Source organism: Aeromonas sp. 600479, from assembly GCF_049175515.1.
Classification (GTDB): Bacteria; Pseudomonadota; Gammaproteobacteria; order Enterobacterales; family Aeromonadaceae; genus Aeromonas; species Aeromonas veronii_A.
Genome location: NZ_JAAKVF010000015.1, coordinates 86,254 through 105,026, shown reverse-complemented (window position 1 = coordinate 105,026; position 18,773 = coordinate 86,254). Strand labels below are relative to the sequence as shown.

Sequence of the window (18,773 nt, the reverse complement as noted above, 5' to 3'; positions counted from 1 at the left end):
AACCATCACAAAATCAACACCTATGTTTCATGAAGAAAAATATTGGTATACCTGCATGCTATTTAGTTAAGATAAAATATCAAAAAAATCAGCTATAAAACGTTAGCAGCATTTTTCTCGGCGCCTTAATTTTTATGTCTGCCGTATAAAACTTAACCGTCGCATTGATATACCTAGTCATATAAAATCCAACGGACAATATTTCCCGCTCGGTTCATAATGAAATAATAGATAATGTATTGTCGTTATTACATACGCCACTGCGATTGGTCGAGTATCGGGGCCAGATTGGAGAAATATTAATAAAAAAACGCCCCAGGCTATCAAGCCCAGGACGTTGATGATGATGTGTCACTTTAGACGGCAATGCGGCTCAGCTTAGGTGAACAACATTACAGAACTGACATGGGTCGGGTCATGTTATTGCTTGGTGTAGCCAAGAGGCTATCAGGCCCGCTCCACCGCTATCGGAGCCGGCAGACGGATAGTGAGGGAGAGCACCAGCGCCACCACCAGCAACACCAGGATCAGGTGGAAGGTCGCCATAAAGCCGCCAAACAGGGAGGCCACGATGGAGCCGATGATGCTGCCCAGACCAAAGCCCAGATAGATGACGCCGTAGTTCTTGGTCAGGTTGTTAAGACCGAAGAAGTCGCTCACCAGCGAGGGGTAGACGGTGATGGTGCCACCGAAGCTGAACGCCACACAAGCGACCGCCACAAAGAACAGGTTGGCATTGAGCGGCACGAACAGCAGCAGCGCCATGCCCGCCAGGGTAATCAGCTGGGCAATGGTGATGACCCGGATGCGGGACATCTTGTCGGAGAGGATACCCAGCACCAGACGGCCACCCAGGTTGGCCATGGCGATGATGGCGACGGCATTGGCGGCGACTACAGCAGGCAGACCCACCATCTTCTCGCCGATATCCTTGGCCACGCCGATGACGTAGAGGCCACTCATGCAGGCGGTGAGGAACATCAGCGCCAGCATCCAGTACTGCGGCTTGCGCATCGCCTCGGCCAGAGTGAAGTCACGGCTCTCGCTCTGCTGTACGGAGGCGGCCTGCTTGGGCGCATCCTTCATCAGCATGCCGCCCACCAGCACCATGGACATGGCGATCAGCCCCCACAGCTGGAAGGTGGTCTCAAGGCCGGAGCTGGAGAGCAGCAGCAGGTTGATGTATTTGAAACCGAGACTGCCGAGACCATAGGCCCCGATGGAACAGGCGGAGATCAGCCCCTTGCGCTCCGGGAACCACTTCACGCAGTTGGAGAGAGTCATCAGGTAGCCGGTACCGTCGGCAAAACCGACCAGAATGCCCGCGCAGAGGTAGAGCATCGCCAGATTGCTGGCGTGGGCGGTGAGGAAGAAGCCGATGCCGAGCAGCACGCCAGCGCCCAGGGTCACGTTACGCACCCCGAACCGCTCCTGCAGCTTGCCCGCCATGGAGGAGGCGACTGCCAGCGACAGGCTGAGCAGGCCGAAAGCGAAAGCGACCTGACTCACCGGCTCGTCCAGCTTGTCGGAGAGCTGGGCGTTGAACAGGCTCCAGGTGTAGACAGAACCCAGTGCAAACTGGGTGATGATGGTACCGACCAGTGTCAGGTACCGGGTGCGATTCAGATCGATGGTCATGATGCGTCTCGGTCGATGGCCTTAAGGAAACTGGGGCCACTATAGACAAGACGCAGTTCGCGCCGATCGATTAAGGCATGAAATGCAGATCGGCGGGAATGAATGACAATCAGAGCCGCATCAGCTGACGGAACGCCTTGATGTTGCTGCGACTGACCGGCACCTCGAACGGCAGATCATGGAGCCGGATGAGATAGGTGCTGTTGAACCAGGGGACGATTTCGCGGATCTTGTTGATGTTGACGCAGTAGGAGCGGTGGCAACGGAAGAACCCCTCGGCAGGCAACCGGCTGACAAACTCGCTGATGGTCATGGTCATCACGTAGCGGTCATCACGGGTGTAGACATAGGTAAGCTTCTCGTCCGCTTCCGCGTAGTAGATCTGCTCGCAGGGGGTGACGATGATGCGCTCCCCCTTCACCAGATTGACGGTGCGATTGTGCGGACTGCTCCCCTCGCCGCTCGCCTCCCCCGTGGTGGCAGGCTGTGACTTGCCCGCATGTTCGAGCTTTTGCAGCAGATTGATGATGCGCGGCTCGTTGTAGGGCTTGAGGATGTAGTCGAACGCCTCCAGCTCGAACGCCTCCACCGCAAACTCCTTGTAGGCGGTGACGAAGACGATGTGGGGCGGATGGCTCGACTTGTGCAGGTTCTTGGCCAGCAGCAGGCCATCGATGGAGGGGATCTGGATATCGAGGAACACCACATCCACCTCGTGATCCTGCAGGTATTTGAACGCCTCCAACCCATCCTCGAAGCTCGCCACTATCTCGATTTGGCTGTGCTGCCCCACCAGATAGATCAACTCCTCGCGGGCCAGATATTCGTCTTCCACTATGATGGCTTTCAGCATGACAACACCTCTCGCGGCACATACTTATCCTCAACCATGATGGCACTCAACATGGAATCGACTCCTGATCCGGCAGATAGAAACTCACTTCGGTACCCGGCTCCAGCCGCTTGAGGTGCAGGCCGTCGCCATAGAGCAGCTTGACCCGCTGATGCACGTTCATCAGGCCGATGCTGCGGCTCTCCACCCGACCGGCGGCCACCCCGTCGATCACTGCCTGACTGATGCCGTAACCGGTGTCCCGCACCGATACCCGGATGCCGCCCGCCAGCTGCTTCACCTCGATGGTGACCCGACCCGGCGCGCTGCGGGGCTGGATGCCGTGCAGGATGGCGTTTTCCACCAGCGGCTGCAACAGCAGGCTCGGCACCTCGATATGCACGTCATCCACATCGAACACCACCTCCAGCTTGTCACCAAAGCGGGCCTGCTCGATGGCCACGTAGTCGCGCACCTGCTGCAACTCCTCCTTGATGTCGATGAGGGTGTCACCCTTGTTGAGGTTGTAGCGCAGGTAATCCGCCAGATTGGCAATGAGCTGGCGCGCCTGCTGGGGCCGGATGCGGATCAGCGACGAGATGGCGTTGAGGGCATTGAACAGGAAGTGCGGGTTGATCTTGCTCTGCAACGCGGTGAACTCCGCCTTGCGGGTCATCTCCTTGAGTTGCTCGATGCGCGACACCTCCATCTGGGTGGAGATGAGCTGGGAGAGGCCCACCGCCATCTCCCGCAGCGAGCTGGTGATGCTGTGGGTACGGCGATAGTAGATCTTGAGGGTGCCGCTCACCGAGCCGTTCTCCCGCAGCGGAATAATGATGACCGAGTGGAAATCAGAGAGGTGATACTGGCGCAAATCATTGTTGATGATGATCTGGTCGAGCAGCACCGCCTGCTGGGTCATGCCGCTGATGGCGTGGTGCTCATCCAGCTCGTAATAGTCTTTGCCCACCCCGACATAGGCCAGCACGTCATGGGTATCTGTGATGGCCACCGCATCGGCGCTGATGTCGCGCCGGATCACATCGCACACCTGACTGAGGGAGTGGCGATCGATGTTCTGGAAGAAAGGCAGCGTCTTGTTGGCGATATCGAGCGCCAGCTTGGCCTGCTTGGCGGCAATCAGCTCCTTCTCGTCATCCAGATCCTGCACCAGCTTGATGATGAGGCCGATGCAGAGCGCCCCGGCGATCATCGGATAGGCGATATGGTTGACGATCTCCACCCCGACTTCGTGGGGCTCGGTCAGCAGCCAGATGAGCAGCATGGTCAGCCCTTCGCAGAGCATCCCCGCCAGAATGCCGTAGAGCCAGAGCCTCGACTTGCGGCAGCGCAGGTGCAGCCAGGTGGCGAGCAGACCGGCGATGATGCTGGCGATGAGACACGGGATAGAGGTATGACCGTCCATATCGATGAGATAGCGGTGCAGACCGGAGATGACCCCGGCCGGAATGCCGACCCAGGGGCCGAACAGGATACCGCCGGAAATAATGGCAATAATCCGCACGTTGATCAGCGCCCCCTCCACCGGAATGCCGGTGTAGGTACTGAACACCGCAAACAGGCCAAAGATGGAGGCCACCAGCACCAGCTCTGCGGGGGTGTGATCCCGCTTCTGGAACAACCGCTGGAACGGCCGGGTGCGGGTCAGGAAGAAGAGGGTCATCAGCATCAGCGCCGCCCGTTCGAACACCGCCAGCAGCATCATCTGATTTTCAAGCACAACTGTATTCCTGCATCAACCAAGAGTACTCCGGATCATATCCTATTTGCTGGCAATGTACTGATTTCGAAACAGGATGAAAGTGGCCTAACCGTACGAATAAAACGAAACCATGTCTATGGATAACGAGTCAGCACAAGTTACTGGCTACTAACTTGCCAGCTAAAAAAACAGCTCACTGTTAATGTAATGGCATCCGTCATCCAAGCTCCACGCACAACAAAATCCTCTATCAACCATACTTTTAGAGATAATTACCTGTACAGTGCAAAACTGAATATATTCAAAAGCCATCTCTGAATCCCAGCCTCAAAAACATTCTTTCAAAAATCATTGATGATTTATTTAACATAGGAAATAGTCTACTCAAGTAGACAATCTTAATTTCTCTACGCATCATTGAAGACTTGCCACTTTATTTTGCTATCTGTGAGATTGGTACCCTTGATACCAAGCTAACTTTTTGGAGCAAAAACATCATTTACCGCCTATAAAATGATAGGCGTGATGCACGCACCAGTAAAAATAAAACCCACTGAATTTTTAATCACCCTGATTGCTATACGCTTACTAAACGCCACCAATTTAAATGAGTGACCGACTTCAGAAAGCAATTTAATATAAAAGATCTAAAAACAACATAAAATATATCAGTGCAAATAAGTTGTTATTTTCCTCGCTTTATCAAAAAAATCACAAGTTCAAACCAACATGCCAGTCACCATCATGAATCTCCAGGTACTTTGCATGCCAACCCTAAAGGGGTAGAAACAATACACCAAAAAACAAAATATATTAAATTACATAAAACACCATGACTTCCACCCCTCCTTTTCAACATCACAAAGAAACAGTAAGACCTTGTTTTTATTGGTATTTTTTTGTATTTTTAGATATTTTGAAAACCACTGCCCCCGGTGATTAAATAGCCACCGAAATCAGTCATCAACATGTCTCTGATGACATGACACAACAATAAATCTTCTAATAAAAATTTGTTGCTTTCTCAAAACTTGTTTCATTTTTGACAACCTTAGTCTTGTCAAGAATGAAACTCTCAATTCAGATTAAAAGGGTAAAATATGAAAAAGGCAATTGTAGCTTCTGTATTGCTAGCTGTATTCTCTGGCGCCAGTTATGCTGAAAATAGTGCAACTCCAGCAGCAACTGATCAAGGCCATGGCGTGATCAAATTTATTGGTGCAATTGTAGATGCCCCCTGCTCTATCGCCCCGGAAAGCGTAGATCAAACCATAAATATGGGACAAATCTCCAACAGTGTACTCGAGCATCAAGGTGAGGGTCCTCTGCGTCCGTTCGATATTCATCTTGAAGGCTGCTCTCTTGATACCGCCAAAACTGCCGCGATTACCTTCAACGGCATTCCTGATGATACTGAGAAAAAACATTTAGCTATTAATGGTTTCGCAAAAGGTGCGGCTATCGCCATGATTAGCCAACTGGATGGTTCTGAAGTTGTTTTGGGCACCCCGACCAAGGCTGCCACTCTGGTTGAGGGTGACAACCACCTGAAATTTGGTGCCAAGTTGGTAAGCAATATCAAAGCGGGTGACGGCGGAAAAGCAATCCCGGGTGAATTTAGTGCAACCACTGACTTTATCATGACCTACCAGTAAATATTTAAATTTAATCAAACAATTATCCAGTAATTACGCGCAGGGAGGCGCGTTTCCTTTTGTTTACCTTATAAATTGAAATCTATGAAACAATTTTTATTATCGTTGGCCATTTTTTTCATTTTTATGAGTGTGGCAAAAAGTTCTCACGCAGGTGATATTGAGTTCAATACTGACCTGTTGGATGTTAAAGATAAAGAAAGCATTGAATCAGGTGCTTTTAAACAGGCGGGTTATATTGTACCCGGTGAATACACCATGCAAATGGTGGTAAACGATGCCTTTATTGGCGAGCGTAACGTCAAGTTTCAAGCAACCTCCAGCAACAGCTCACAGCTGTGTTTGACCGTTGCGCTGGCCAATGAATTGGGCCTTAAAAAGCACGATCTGGAACGTCTACTGACTAGTGGGAAGAGTGGCTCTTGCCTTAATCCTGACGTACTCGAAGGAATAGTGATCAAGGGCGATATCAGCAAAGACACGCTTCTCATTTCTGTCCCTCAAGCATATCGGGATTATGTGAGTGACTCCTGGGATCCCCCGTCACGTTGGGATGAAGGGGTCAATGGTGCCCTGCTCGATTATGGCATCAATCTGCAAGAGAACCATTCGACCCATGGTAATGGTGACACAACCAATGTCAGTGCCTATGGTGTGGCAGGTGTCAATATGGGGGCCTGGCGGCTGCGGGCTGACTGGCAGGGTCGTTATGAGCGTAACAAAGAGCAAGCAGGCTCCCAAAGTGAGCTGGATGTCAGTCGTGTGTATGCCTATCGCGCCTTACCCGAACTCAGCGCCAAGTTGACGATGGGCGAACTCGATCTGGGTAACTCCATGTTCGATAGCTTTCTGTATACAGGCGCCTCTGTAGTTAACGATGACAACATGTTGCCCCCCGACTTGCGTGGCTACGCCCCGGAAGTGGTAGGTATTGCCAAGACCAACGCCAAGGTGGTGATTAGTCAGCAAGGGCGCGTTATTTATGAAACGCAGGTGGCTTCCGGGCCATTTCGTATTCAGGATTTGAGCAGCGCAGTCAGCGGCACCCTGGATGTCAGAGTAGAGGAGCAGGATGGATCGGTGCAGACTTTTCAGGTCAACACCTCTCGCATCCCCTATCTCTCCCGACCAGGCTCGATACGCTACAAGTTCAATAGTGGCAAGATCAGCAGTCAGCCCCATCGCTTGGATGGACCGGCCTTTGCCAGCAGTGAATTCTCTTGGGGCGTGAGCAATGGATGGTCACTGTTGGGAGGCGCTCTGCTCAGTGAGGGTTACGATGCACTCTCTGTCGGGGTTGGACGTGATTTGCTGCAATTAGGTGCTATCTCTTTCGATATCACTGAATCTCGTGCCCAGTTGGCAGAGGGCTCAAAAACTGGCAGCTCTTATCGAATCAACTATTCAAAGAACTTCGAAGAGTATGACAGCCAAGTGGCGTTTGCCGGTTACCGCTTCTCGGAGCGGGATTTTATGAACATGAATGACTTTATGGCCGCCCGCAAGATTGGCCAACCATACAGGGGCGGCTCCAGAGAACTGTATAACGTGAGGCTAAGCAAACAATTCAAAGCAGCTCAGCTGGGAGCATATATCGATTACACCCATCAGTCTTACTGGTCCCAGACAGATAGTGAACGTATCAGCCTCTCTCTGTCTCACTATTTTGATGTAATGGAGTGGCGTGGCCTGACGACCTCGCTCACCACCTATCACAACGAGCAGGGCCGTCAGACTGATAATGGCATGTACTTCACACTGTCGATTCCCTTTGGGCTGAACAAAGATGTGAGTTACAGCGCCTCAACCATGGGGGGCAAAACCACCAACAATATCAGCCTCTTCAACCGGGTGGATGACCGTAACAGTTACTCAGTCACGGCCTCAACCTCGCCAGCAGGTGAAAGCGCCAGCGGTTTCTATACCCACACTGGCGACAAAACCACCCTGATGGCCAACGTTAGTCACCAGGCAGGTAGTTCAACAGCCGCAGGGCTCTCCATCAATGGCGGAATTACTGCGACCAAAGAGGGGATTGCCATGCACCGGGTAGGCATGATGGGGGGCAGCCGTATCATGGTAGATACTGACGGGGCCAGCGGTGTGCCTGTACACACCGGCGGGCCAGTCACCTTCACGAATCAAAATGGCAAGGCGGTTGTAGCCGATATATCCAGCTACTATCGTCAACGAACCAGCATCGACATCGATCAATTGGGTGATGATGTTGAGCCTATTGGGACACCTATTTCCATGGGGACCCTGACCGAAGGAGCTATCGGTTATCGTCATTTCGATATGTTGTCGGGCGGCAAGCGCATGCTTGAACTGGTCAAAACAGATGGCAGCCCAGTTCCATTCGCCGCTGAAGTCGTCAATGACAAGGGGCAACAATTGGGGATGGTCGGTGATGATGGCATGGCCTATCTCGCAGGCCTGCATGAAGGAAGTCCTGTGGAGGCTCGCTGGGGCCGCGAGCAGCATTGCCGCTTTTATTTGCCATCACCGCTACCAGAAGTCAACACGACGGCGAGACTGACTTGTCAGTAATCGATTTTGTATAACCAGATTGAGATAAACCGATATGACCAAGAAACTGTTGTTCACTCTGCCTCTATTGCTAACCATGATGGCTAGCCAGGTTCAGGCTGCCGTCTCACTGGATCGCACCCGGGTGATCTATCCGGCGGGAGCCAATTCAATGAGCCTGACGATCCACAATAATAACAAAACACTGCCTTACCTGGCCCAGGCCTGGCTGGAAGATGCCAATGGCAACAAGATAAATAGTCCGTTCACCCTGTTGCCACCAGTTCAGCGGCTGGAGCCGGGTATGGAGAGCCTGGTCAAGGTGCAAGCATTACCTGCTGTCGCTCTGCTGCCCCAGGATAAAGAGAGTTTGTTCTACTTCAACTTACGGGAGATTCCCCCTCGCAGCGACAAGCCAAACACCCTGCAGCTTGCACTGCAAACCCGGATCAAGTTCTTCTACCGCCCCGCAACTCTGCTGGTTGAGCCGGGCAGCAACCAAGCGCCGTGGCAAGAAAAAGTTACCCTGCAAGCGGTAGGAGGAAAATACCAGTTGACCAATCCGACCCCTTACTACATCTCCATTGTGGATGGGGCCCGCACACTCAATGCGGGTAGTACTACGGGATTTGAGCCAGTCATGATTGCCCCCAATAGCAGTGCCATGGTCAATCTTGGTGTGGCCCAGCTTGGCCAGCAACCCACTTTTACCTATGTGGATGACTACGGCGGCCGTCGAACCCTGAGCTACCGCTGCACCGGGACCTGCCATTTGTTGCCCGCTCAAGATGCAAAATAGAGAGATAAATATGTCGCTAGGCTCTTCTTCTCCGCGCGCGGCCTACTCCAGTGTTCGTTACCTGTGGTTCATATTGATCACTTTTCAGAGCATGCTTATCCCGTCTCAAGCTCAGGCGGGGAGTGATAGCTTGATGATTAATGTCGTCGCAGAGGTAGTCAATCAAGCCTGTTCGCTGCGCCCCGGTGATGAAACCATCACCGTCAACTTTGGCAATATCGTGAACAAAGAGTTATTGAGGGACAAACGCACACCAAGTAGAGAGTTTCAGCTTCATCTTGAAGAGTGTGACCCCGATATCTCCAAGGGTGTGAAGGTGACATTCAGTGGTCAAGGAGCGCCAGACAATCCGGACTTGCTGGCGCTGATGGGGGACAGTACCGCCAAAGGGATTGCCATCGGACTGGAGCATCAGGGAAAGGCATTACCCCTCAACAAAGCAAGCCGTGCATTGATGTTAACTGCTGGTGACAACGTACTGACCTTTGCGACCTATGTGCAATTGCTACCATCGGGACAAACGGGCTTGGTATCAGGTACGTTTAGTACAAGTGCCAACTTCAAGCTAGAGTATGAGTAAAGATACTGAGTTAAAATTAGAATCCACAGTGTTCCTTCTCGAGATTTTCGACGAACACCCGTGGCTTACTAAATTTCTACATGTGGTGGTGGATAAGTCTTAAACTTAAGTTAAGCATCATGCTCCATGCTCTCTTAATAGCAATTTTTAGCACCTTATTAATATTTATGTGATACTGAGGTTATATGGTCTTTTTTTTCGAAATAATACGAGATGTATTTAGCACCAGTGATTTTAAAAAACACCTTGGTTACTTTTGGTGCTTCATAACAAATGTTATGTTTGTTTTTTTACTTGGCATAACAAATACCTATGCATCTAGCCTTTCCATTTCTTTAACCGAAGCTCCAGGACTTACAACGAAAGGCGATCCATATATGAAAGCGGTAATTATTGGGGGAGATAATAATGATCTCACGCCTAATTTATGTGCTGGTAAGAAATGGGGTGATTGTTCCATATTAGCTTGGTTAGTTGAAAGGTCATGGCCAAACAAACAACTTGATGGGTATAAATCATATGATGCCGGTGGCATTAACTCAGAGTCATGGCGAAGCTGTGTAAATTCCAATGAAAATAAAACGTTAGGAAAGGTTATTTCTTGCTGGCGAAATAATGGCGTACTTCAGAGACCCTTATATGATACTATCGGTAGTCGTAGACTTAAATCAGGCCCTGATTTATGTCTTTTTTATGGAAGAGATACAGTACAATCAGCCTCATATCCTGGACCAATATCAAATTGCGTATCAGGTTATAAACCAGCTGAGAGTTGTAAATTTGGCCCTAACATTTCCATAAATGCAAAAGGTACAGCAAGCGAATTTAAAAATATGTCTGCAAGTGCAGAAAGTTACTTAGAGTGTACGAATACAACCTCAGGCACAATTAAATTAACCGATGAAAAAGGTCAATTGGTTTTAGATGGTGGAGGTTATTGTAATCTTGATTTAGGTTCTGGTCCAAATAAACCTCATAAGTTAACAGTGCAATATGGAATGCGGAAAAAAGTGATCGCTAAATGCCTATTTTCAGGCGTGAATACTCTAGGTTTACATCGAGGTGCGGGAATAATTGTATTTACGGTAGATTAAATGCCCAGAAAATTTGGAAGTGCTGCTTCGGCTCGTTACATATAAAGTAAAGATTAAGTTATAATTTGATATCACTTTGACGCTGATATCAGATTGTAACTTGACACATACGCTTTATATATTAGCTTTTACTTATAACTCCATATCAAAACAAGCATTCTTATTCTGACTTTATTAACATCTCATTACCGACAATTCTATTTATAAAACAATGTATCAGTCATTTCTCTATCTGGCGACAAGTAATCATCCATATTAATGAGACACTCAACTTTCTTAAAGCACTAACTATTTTTACCATTGAATACTTTTGTATAAAATAAAACCCCACCAAAAAGACTTGTTACATGAACAATCTCATTTTTTATCTTAATTGTGCGCAAATAAGCATCATCCTGTGTAAATTGATCAAAAATGGTATAAATTTGAGGATCGGCTTGCAAAATATCTTGCTGTATCGATTTGACCTTCAATGACTTATTCTCAAGATGTCTCAAACCATTCTCATAAAAATGCACGCGAGAAATCTTTTTTATTTCAAACACCATGTTTTGCTTTGCATCGTTAAACATCAAATCTTGAGCCCATGCGGCTTGTTCAACATTATCATTATCAATGCCGGTAGTTTTGATCAACATATAACCGATATAGTCTGCTTTAATCTGGCATGGGCGATAGAATCTCAAACGCACAAATCCCATCCCAGGAATATCGTGTACATTGATCGGTGAAACAGCTTCAAGATTAATATTCTGAGCAATGCATTCCAGCTGTTTCTTTATGTCCAGCCGCTCATCCATTAAAAATGTTTTTTGCCAAACTATATTATCCTTTATATTAAAGTCCAAATATGAGAATGCATCTTTTGATGCAAGAGCATAAAAGTTTCGGTCTTTTTTTATCAACTTTTCAATATATTTATACTCGTCAGGGGAACGAATATCCTCTGTATAAATAACAATACGATTAACACTTGGTGTTGCTAATTCCTTTATCTTTTCAAGCTTTCTAAATTCTAATGAAATCTCATCTTTTTCTGTCAAAATATAATATGATGTAATAGCTGAAATGACAGTAAAAATAAAAACAAAGAACATTAACATATATTTATCAAGTCGACCGCGATCAAAGAGTCTTTGTTCCTCGTTTGCATCAACATCATCGGATTCCTCAGTCTTTGTGATCACTTCCGTACGGTGTGACAATTCATCACCATGACCAAGTTCAACCTCCAACTTGAAAATGTAACCCACACGAGGAATTGTTTCTATAGAATTGAAAATCCCGATAGACTCAAACTTCCTACGTAGTAGAAGAATTGTTTTGTTGAGACTAATATCCCTGCTTTCTGTTTCACCCCAAATATCATCAAGTATTTTTTTTCTTTCAACAACTCGCAGACTATTATCACAAAGCACTTCCAGCAATACGGTTTCTTTTTGACTGAGCTTTATTTCTTTCTCGTCAAGAATAATTCTGTATGTCTCAGGTTCAAATATGAACGTGTCGTTATACTTATATTGCTTTGTCATGATTTTATTTAATCTCAACGTTCTGTTGAACTACATTGTATATGATTTTATATACCTTAGAGGAATTTTCTAGGGAATGCGGTAACACGTAATCATGAACAGATAACTGTAGGCACAGCCCCAAGCCGACATACTCGGCCCCCAGTATGTCGGCAATGAAGAACCACACTTATACATAATGTTCTCTTGGGCTCTCCAACAGGGGATATACCCGAATTAGCAATACTGACCGGCCACCCAGCCGGAGGACCAGGCCCACTGGAAGTTGTAGCCACCGAGCCAACCGGTCACATCCACCACCTCGCCGATGAAGTAGAGGCCCGGCACCTTGCGCGCTTCCATGGTCTTGGAGGAGAGCTCGTTGGTATCGACGCCGCCCAGGGTCACTTCGGCGGTGCGATATCCCTCGGTGCCGTTGGGCAGGATCTGCCAGTCACCCAGCAGGTTGGCGATCGCCTCAAGTTCCCGCTCGTTATACTGGCGCATCGGCTTGCTGACCAGCTGACCCAACTCCACCAGCTTGTCGACGAAGCGCTTGGGCAGCTCGCGCCCCAGCACGGTTTTCAGCTCCTGCGCCGGGTGTGCCTGCGCCCACTCACGCAGGGCGGCCGGAATATCCAGCTCCGGCAGCAGGTTGATGTGGATCTTCTCGCCGGCATGCCAGTAGGAGGAGATCTGCAGGATGACGGGGCCGGAGAGGCCGCGATGGGTGAACAGCATCGCCTCCTTGAAGCGGGTGCCATCCTCGGCGGTCACCGCTACCGGCAGGCTGATGCCCGCCAGATCGGCAAAGGCCTCTTTCTCCGCCTGATGGAGGGTAAAGGGCACTAGACCGGCACGGGTCGGCAGCACCTTGAGACCGAACTGCTCCGCCAGCTTGAAGCCATACGGGGTCGCGCCCAGCTTGGGCATGGAGAGACCGCCGGTCGCCACCACCAGCGAGTGGCAGCCGATCTCACCCTTGCTGGTCGTCAACACAAAGCCTTCATCCTGTTTGCTGACGGTGAGGATCTCGGTCTGGAACTGCAGGGTCACCCCGGCCCAGTCGCACTCAGTGAGCAGCACATCGACGATATCCTTGGCACTCTCGAGGCAGAACAGCTGCCCCAGGGTGCGCTCGTGATAGTTGACCCCGTGGCGGTCCACCAGATCGATGAAATCCTGCTGGGTATAGCGAGCCAGCGCCGACTTGCTGAAGTGGGGATTCTCCGACAGGTAGGCGTGAGCGCCAGCCTGATGGTTGGTGAAGTTGCAGCGGCCACCGCCACTGATGAGGATCTTGCGGCCCGGTTTCTTGGCGTTATCGAGCACCAGCACGGAGCGGCCACGGTAGCCCGCCTGCGCCGCACACATCAATCCGGCCGCACCGGCCCCGATCACCACCACATCGACCTGCTTCATCATCACTCACTTATCAAAATAGAAACGGCACCTGGCCAGAACCGTGATTACCTCTGGCGGAACACAACCATAGTGGCTGCCCACCAGAATAAACAACGGCCCTTAAAAGGGCCGTTATTGTACTGGCTGAGCACTAAGTGTCCACGACTATCAGGCGTTGCTGTCCATGATGCTGGCAGGGGCGCCCTTGGCCAATTCGGCCAGCTCCTTGTCGATGAAGTAGAGGCCTTTGCCATCTTCACCCACCAGACCCAGACGGTCGACGATGCTCTTGAACAGCTTCTCCTCTTCATGCTGCTCGGCCACATACCACTGCAGGAAGTTGAAGGTGGAGTAGTCCTGGGTGGTGAAGGCCACGTGAGCCAGACCATTGATGCACTTGGTGATGTGGTACTCGTGCTCCAGGGTGGTACGGAACACGTCGCCCAGCGACTTGAACTCGTGGGGAGGGGCATCGATGGCACCCAGCTTGGGCATGGCGCCGGTCTCGCTCACATAGGTGAACAGACGCTCCATGTGCTGGCGCTCCTCGACGGCGTGCTGGCGCAGGAAGGTCGCCGCCCCTTCAAAGCCCTTGTCTTCGCACCAGGCGCTCATCTGCAGATAGAGATTGGAGGAGTAGAACTCCAGGTTAATCTGCTCGTTCAACTTCTCGATCATGGCTTGGGCCAGCATCTTGTTTCTCCTCAGTGATTTGGTATCGATTGTCGCCACACTCCCGCCGCGAATCAACCCGCCAACGAGAGGGAGATCCCGTTTCTTTCAGCTCAGGGGGTCAGCTCGCCAAGGGAGGCGACATCCACCGGCGCAGCATAATCGACGCCCGGCAGCTCGAAGCCGTTGAGCTGCATGAAATCCTGCCGCAGCCCGGCAAAGTCCCCCAGCACGTGGAAATTGTCCGGCGTCACCTTGGGCCAGAGCGCCGAGACAGCGGCCTGAATGGCCGGGTTGAGTTCGTGGTCATCCATCCGGATCAGCCGGTTGCCATCGGCCACCACCCCATTGGGCCCGTACATCTTGGCGGCGAACAGTCGCTGCATCTGCTCGATGCAGCCTTCGTGCACACCGCGCTCCTTCATCACCCCCATCAACAAGCCGAGATAAACCGGCAGCACCGGGATATAGGCGCTCGCCTTGGTCACCAGCGCCTTGCAGACCGACACCCAGGCGTGACCACCAATCTCGGCCAGCTGCAGGTTGATGGTCTCGGCGGTGGCGTGCAGATGCTCCTTGGCATAACCGATGGTGCCGTCCCGATAGAGGGGATAGGTGGATTCGGGGCCGATATAGGAGTAGGCCACTGTTTGCGCGCCGGGGGCGAGACAATCGGCCTGCTGCAACGCCTGCATCCAGAGCTGCCAATCCTCGCCCCCCATCACGGTGACGGTGTCGCGGATCTCCTCTGGCGTGGCGGGCGCCAGCGACTGCTGCACCAGGGTATCGCGCTCCAGATCCAACCCCCAACCGCTGAACGGCTGGCCGGTGGTCTTGAGCACCGAGCGCACTTGCGTGCCGTCGGGCAGCACCCGGATGCCGCTCGCCAGCGAATAGATCACCAGATCCACCTGCCCCAGCTGCTGACGGATGGTATCGATGGCCTGCTGGCGCATCCCGTCGGAGAAGGCATCACCAATCAGGTTGATGGCGATACGTCCCTCCTGCTCTGCCGCGTTGCGAAACCAGATGTTGTTGTACCAACCGGCGCTGCCTAATCCCTTGTCGGAAGGGCCGCGCTCAAACGAGATGCCGATGGTGTCGGCACCGGCTCCGAAGGCGAGCGCAATGCGCGACGCCAGCCCGAACCCGGAGGAGGCCCCCAGCACCAGCACCCGCTTGGGGCCGTTGAACGGACCAGCGGCCTTGATGCGTTCGATCTGCAGCTGCACGGCGGCGCGGCAGCCGATGGGATGACAGTTGCGGGCAACACAACCTTGAATCTGGGGATGAATGATCATGTGAAGGCCTCCAAAGAAACTGGCTACAGCATAACCAAATCGAAGGAGATTAACTTGATGCCGGATCGCTATCAGTCAGAAAAGCAGCGGGAAATGAGGCGGATAAACAAAAGGGAGCACGTGGCTCCCCAAAGCGGTATTCAGATGCTTTTTGTTGTTTTGTGTTCATTGCGAAGCACGGGCCCATCCTATGCCTCTCCCCCCTGATCGGCAAGCCGAGGGGTGTGACCGGCGTCAAACTCTTGTTTAATTTATAGGCAAATAGTGGTTAATAACTGAGTGGCTGACCCTGTGTCACACGTCATTAAACTCATTTAAATCCCAAAACTGTGCCTGAGGCACCATTTTAGTTTCAGCAGAGATTGGTATAGTGGGCTGCAGGATCGGTAAGGAGAACCCCCATGAGTGGAACAACCTATTACAAGCATATTCTGGCCGCGATCGACCTCTCTGAAGACAACCGCAAGGTGATCGACAAGGCGGTGGACAGAGCCCGCTCCAACGGCGCCAAGCTGTCGGTTATCCATGTCGATGTGGACCTCAAGGATCTCTACACCGAGATGATCGATATCGATATCGACAACGTGCAGGATCAGGTGATCGCCGAAGCGAAAGAGAAGCTGGAGGCCTTCCTCGCTTCGGTGGACTACCCCATCGAGAAGAAGCTGGTGATCTGCGGCGATCTGAGCGAGCGGGTCAATCAGGCAGTCAAGGAGTACGAGATCGACCTGCTGGTGTGCGGCCATCGCCAGAGCTTCTGGAGCCTGCTCACCTCCAGCGCCCGTCAGCTGATGAATACGGTGCCCTGCGATCTGCTGGTCGTCCCCTTGCAGAAGTAATGAAACCGGCGTAGTTTGATTTGCTATGAACATGACCTCATTCAATCACAACTACTGGTGGTGCTGCTCCTAAACAGGCGGCACCGCGTTTCTATTGTAAATTTCCCAAAGAAAACACCGTGACCGCCGAGAGGCGGTCAACTGTTTTTATCCCTTTGTCGCCTCCCGGCTCACCCAACTGGAGAGAGTGACATGCACAACCCCGTAATCCTGACTGGCGATCGTCCCACCGGCAAACTGCACATCGGCCACTATGTCGGCTCCCTGCGCCAGCGCGTCGAAGCCCAGCACCACTACCGTCAATTCGTGATGATCGCCGACCTGCAGGCGCTGACCGACAACGGCCACAATCCGGCCAAGGTGACCGACAACGTGCTGGAGGTGATGGCCGACTATCTGGCGGTCGGCCTCGACCCAGCCAAGACAACCTTCTGTCTGCAAAGCGCCCTGCCCGCCCTCGCCGAACTCACCTGCTACTACCTCAATCTGGTCAGCGTCGCGCGGCTGGAGCGCAACCCCACCGTCAAGGCGGAGATCCAGCAGAAAGGGTTCGAACGCACGCTGCCGGCCGGTTTTCTGGTTTATCCGGTGAGTCAGGCAGCCGACATCACCGCCTTTCGCGCCAGCCATGTGCCGGTCGGGGAAGATCAGCTGCCGATGCTGGAGCAGACCAACGAGATCGTCCGCCGCTTCAACTCTCTGGTAGGCAAAGAGGTGCTGACCGAATGCCAGCCGATCCTGAGCGACACCGGCCGCCTGCCCGGCATCGACGGCAAGGCCAAGATGTCCAAATCCCTCGGCAATACCATAGAGCTCGGCATGTCGGCGGAAGAGATCAAACAGGCGGTGTTCGCCATGTATACCGACCCCAACCACCTCAAGGTGAGCGATCCCGGTCAGGTGGAGGGAAATACGGTGTTCGCCTATCTCGATGCTTTCCACCCCGACAAGGCGCTGGTCGCCGAGATGAAAGCCCACTACCGGCGCGGCGGACTGGGGGACATGCGCTGCAAACAGGTGCTCAATGACTGCCTGCAGACCCTGCTCGCCCCGATGCGGGAGCGCCGGGCCGCGGCCATTGCCGACAAGAAGATGCTGCTGGAACTGCTCTATCAGGGCACCGAGCAGGCCCGCATCATCACCGATGAGGTATTGGCGGAGGTGAAAAGCGCCATGGGGCTCGACTACTTCGCCAGCATCCGCTGAGCGGGAGTACCGAGCGCATCGTCGCCGTAGAGGTCGAACACCAGCTGGTGCAGCAGGCTCTTGAACCAGCCGATCGCCTCGTCATGGGCGGTCAGCGGGTGCCCCGCCATCAGGTAGACGATGGGGATGGCGGGGTCGAGTTGATGCATCCGCAGCGGGTAATAGCGGCAGAAGTGGCGCCCGATCATCTCGGGCACCACCACCAGATAGCGGCCGGTCGCCATCAGCGGCGGCACCGCCATAAAGCTCGGCAACCGCACGCCCAGCTCCCGCTCCACCCCGAAACGGGCCAGCCAGAGCTCCACCATCGCCTGACTGTGACCCCAGCTGGAGGTGTGGATGTGGGGACGGCTCACCAGCTCGACCGGAGTCAGCACATCGGGCAATTCGCTGCCGAGCGGCGACAGGCAGACCAGCGGGTTGTTGAACCACTCCTCCCGCCACAAACGGGGTGAGAGATGATTCGCCCCGGCGAAACCGATCACCAGATCCAGCTCCCCCTTCTCCAGCTCCCGCTCGTAGTTGCTGTCGGCCAGCTCGCACACCTCCAGCCGACAGTGAGGGGCCTGCCGATGGAGCCGATCCACCAGCACCGGCACCAGCCCGTGCTCCACCGAGCCCGGGGTGGCGATACGGAAAATCCGCCGCGCGGTGGCGGGATCAAACCCCTTGGCCTGCCGCAATCCCTGCTCCAGCATCGCCAGCGCCTGGCGAACCGGCCCGGCCAGCGCCTTGGCCCGCTCGGTCGGCATCATCTCGCGCCGACTCATCACGAACAGCGGGTCATCCAGCGCCACCCGCAGCCGCCCCAAGGCGTGACTGACGGTGGATTGGGAGAGATGCAGCCGTTCGGCGGCACGGGTGACGTTGCGCTCCTGCATCAGCATGTCGAATACGGCGAGCAGATTGAGGTCGAGACGGGCGAGCGAGCTATCCATCGATATTAGCCATAGTTAAATGCCAACAATTCATTTTTACCATAGTAACAGA

15 protein-coding genes are annotated in these 18,773 nt (G+C 52.5%); 7 read left to right on the top strand and 8 right to left on the bottom strand.

Translation table 11 applies throughout. From position 1 onward, the window contains the following. Positions 1-447: 447 nt before the first annotated feature. The 3 genes from G5149_RS15730 to G5149_RS15720 all read right to left on the bottom strand — a co-directional run bounded on the left by G5149_RS15730 (position 448) and on the right by G5149_RS15720 (position 4,211). On the bottom strand, positions 448-1,638 hold the full coding sequence (locus G5149_RS15730; protein ID WP_421212913.1) for an MFS transporter: 1,191 nt from the start codon (positions 1,636-1,638) through the stop codon (positions 448-450). Positions 1,639-1,747: 109 nt separating this feature from the next. Further along, complete coding sequence (locus tag G5149_RS15725) at positions 1,748-2,491, bottom strand: LytR/AlgR family response regulator transcription factor (protein ID WP_421212912.1); 744 nt, start codon at positions 2,489-2,491, stop codon at positions 1,748-1,750. Between the two features lie 46 nt (positions 2,492-2,537). Beyond that, positions 2,538-4,211, bottom strand: coding sequence for a LytS/YhcK type 5TM receptor domain-containing protein (locus G5149_RS15720; protein WP_421212910.1), 1,674 nt, complete (start codon positions 4,209-4,211; stop codon positions 2,538-2,540). Positions 4,212-5,293: 1,082 nt separating this feature from the next. Between G5149_RS15720 and G5149_RS15715 the strand changes: the two genes are divergently transcribed. The 5 genes from G5149_RS15715 to G5149_RS15695 all read left to right on the top strand — a co-directional run bounded on the left by G5149_RS15715 (position 5,294) and on the right by G5149_RS15695 (position 10,850). Continuing rightward, the gene (locus tag G5149_RS15715) at positions 5,294-5,848 is read left to right on the top strand and encodes a fimbrial protein (RefSeq protein ID WP_005342239.1); all 555 of its coding nucleotides are present in this window, start codon (positions 5,294-5,296) and stop codon (positions 5,846-5,848) included. 84 nt (positions 5,849-5,932) lie between these two features. Next, a complete protein-coding gene (locus G5149_RS15710; protein WP_421212908.1) occupies positions 5,933-8,398 on the top strand; it encodes a fimbria/pilus outer membrane usher protein in 2,466 nt (821 codons plus the stop codon). Positions 8,399-8,432: 34 nt separating this feature from the next. Beyond that, on the top strand, positions 8,433-9,176 hold the full coding sequence (locus tag G5149_RS15705; RefSeq protein ID WP_216979777.1) for a fimbria/pilus periplasmic chaperone: 744 nt from the start codon (positions 8,433-8,435) through the stop codon (positions 9,174-9,176). Positions 9,177-9,186: 10 nt separating this feature from the next. Then, positions 9,187-9,756: a fimbrial protein gene (locus G5149_RS15700; RefSeq protein WP_421212906.1), complete on the top strand. Its 570-nt coding sequence runs from the start codon at positions 9,187-9,189 to the stop codon at positions 9,754-9,756. A 185-nt stretch (positions 9,757-9,941) separates the two neighbouring features. After that, positions 9,942-10,850, top strand: coding sequence for a hypothetical protein (locus tag G5149_RS15695; protein ID WP_421212905.1), 909 nt, complete (start codon positions 9,942-9,944; stop codon positions 10,848-10,850). A gap of 284 nt (positions 10,851-11,134) precedes the next feature. On the opposite strand, the gene G5149_RS15690 is transcribed toward G5149_RS15695, so the two are convergent. The 4 genes from G5149_RS15690 to fabV all read right to left on the bottom strand — a co-directional run bounded on the left by G5149_RS15690 (position 11,135) and on the right by fabV (position 15,738). Further along, complete coding sequence (locus tag G5149_RS15690) at positions 11,135-12,382, bottom strand: winged helix-turn-helix domain-containing protein (protein WP_421212903.1); 1,248 nt, start codon at positions 12,380-12,382, stop codon at positions 11,135-11,137. Positions 12,383-12,598: 216 nt separating this feature from the next. Further along, the gene (locus tag G5149_RS15685) at positions 12,599-13,783 is read right to left on the bottom strand and encodes an NAD(P)/FAD-dependent oxidoreductase (RefSeq protein WP_080764968.1); all 1,185 of its coding nucleotides are present in this window, start codon (positions 13,781-13,783) and stop codon (positions 12,599-12,601) included. Positions 13,784-13,933: 150 nt separating this feature from the next. After that, positions 13,934-14,458, bottom strand: coding sequence for a non-heme ferritin (gene ftnA, locus G5149_RS15680; RefSeq protein WP_005339225.1), 525 nt, complete (start codon positions 14,456-14,458; stop codon positions 13,934-13,936). Between the two features lie 92 nt (positions 14,459-14,550). Next, entirely contained in the window at positions 14,551-15,738 is a 1,188-nt protein-coding gene (gene fabV / locus G5149_RS15675; protein ID WP_421212901.1) for an enoyl-ACP reductase FabV, read from the bottom strand. Positions 15,739-16,139: 401 nt separating this feature from the next. Here fabV and G5149_RS15670 point away from each other — a divergent pair, with 401 nt between their 5' ends. Further along, positions 16,140-16,577 (top strand): universal stress protein, encoded by a 438-nt coding sequence (locus G5149_RS15670; protein ID WP_005339229.1) that lies wholly within the window; start codon positions 16,140-16,142, stop codon positions 16,575-16,577. Positions 16,578-16,769: 192 nt separating this feature from the next. Continuing rightward, complete coding sequence (trpS, locus tag G5149_RS15665) at positions 16,770-17,783, top strand: tryptophan--tRNA ligase (RefSeq protein WP_069529120.1); 1,014 nt, start codon at positions 16,770-16,772, stop codon at positions 17,781-17,783. Here trpS and G5149_RS15660 read toward each other — a convergent pair. Continuing rightward, the gene (locus G5149_RS15660) at positions 17,762-18,721 is read right to left on the bottom strand and encodes a LysR family transcriptional regulator (protein ID WP_042656845.1); all 960 of its coding nucleotides are present in this window, start codon (positions 18,719-18,721) and stop codon (positions 17,762-17,764) included. The genes trpS and G5149_RS15660 overlap by 22 nt on opposite strands. Positions 18,722-18,773: the final 52 nt, after the last annotated feature.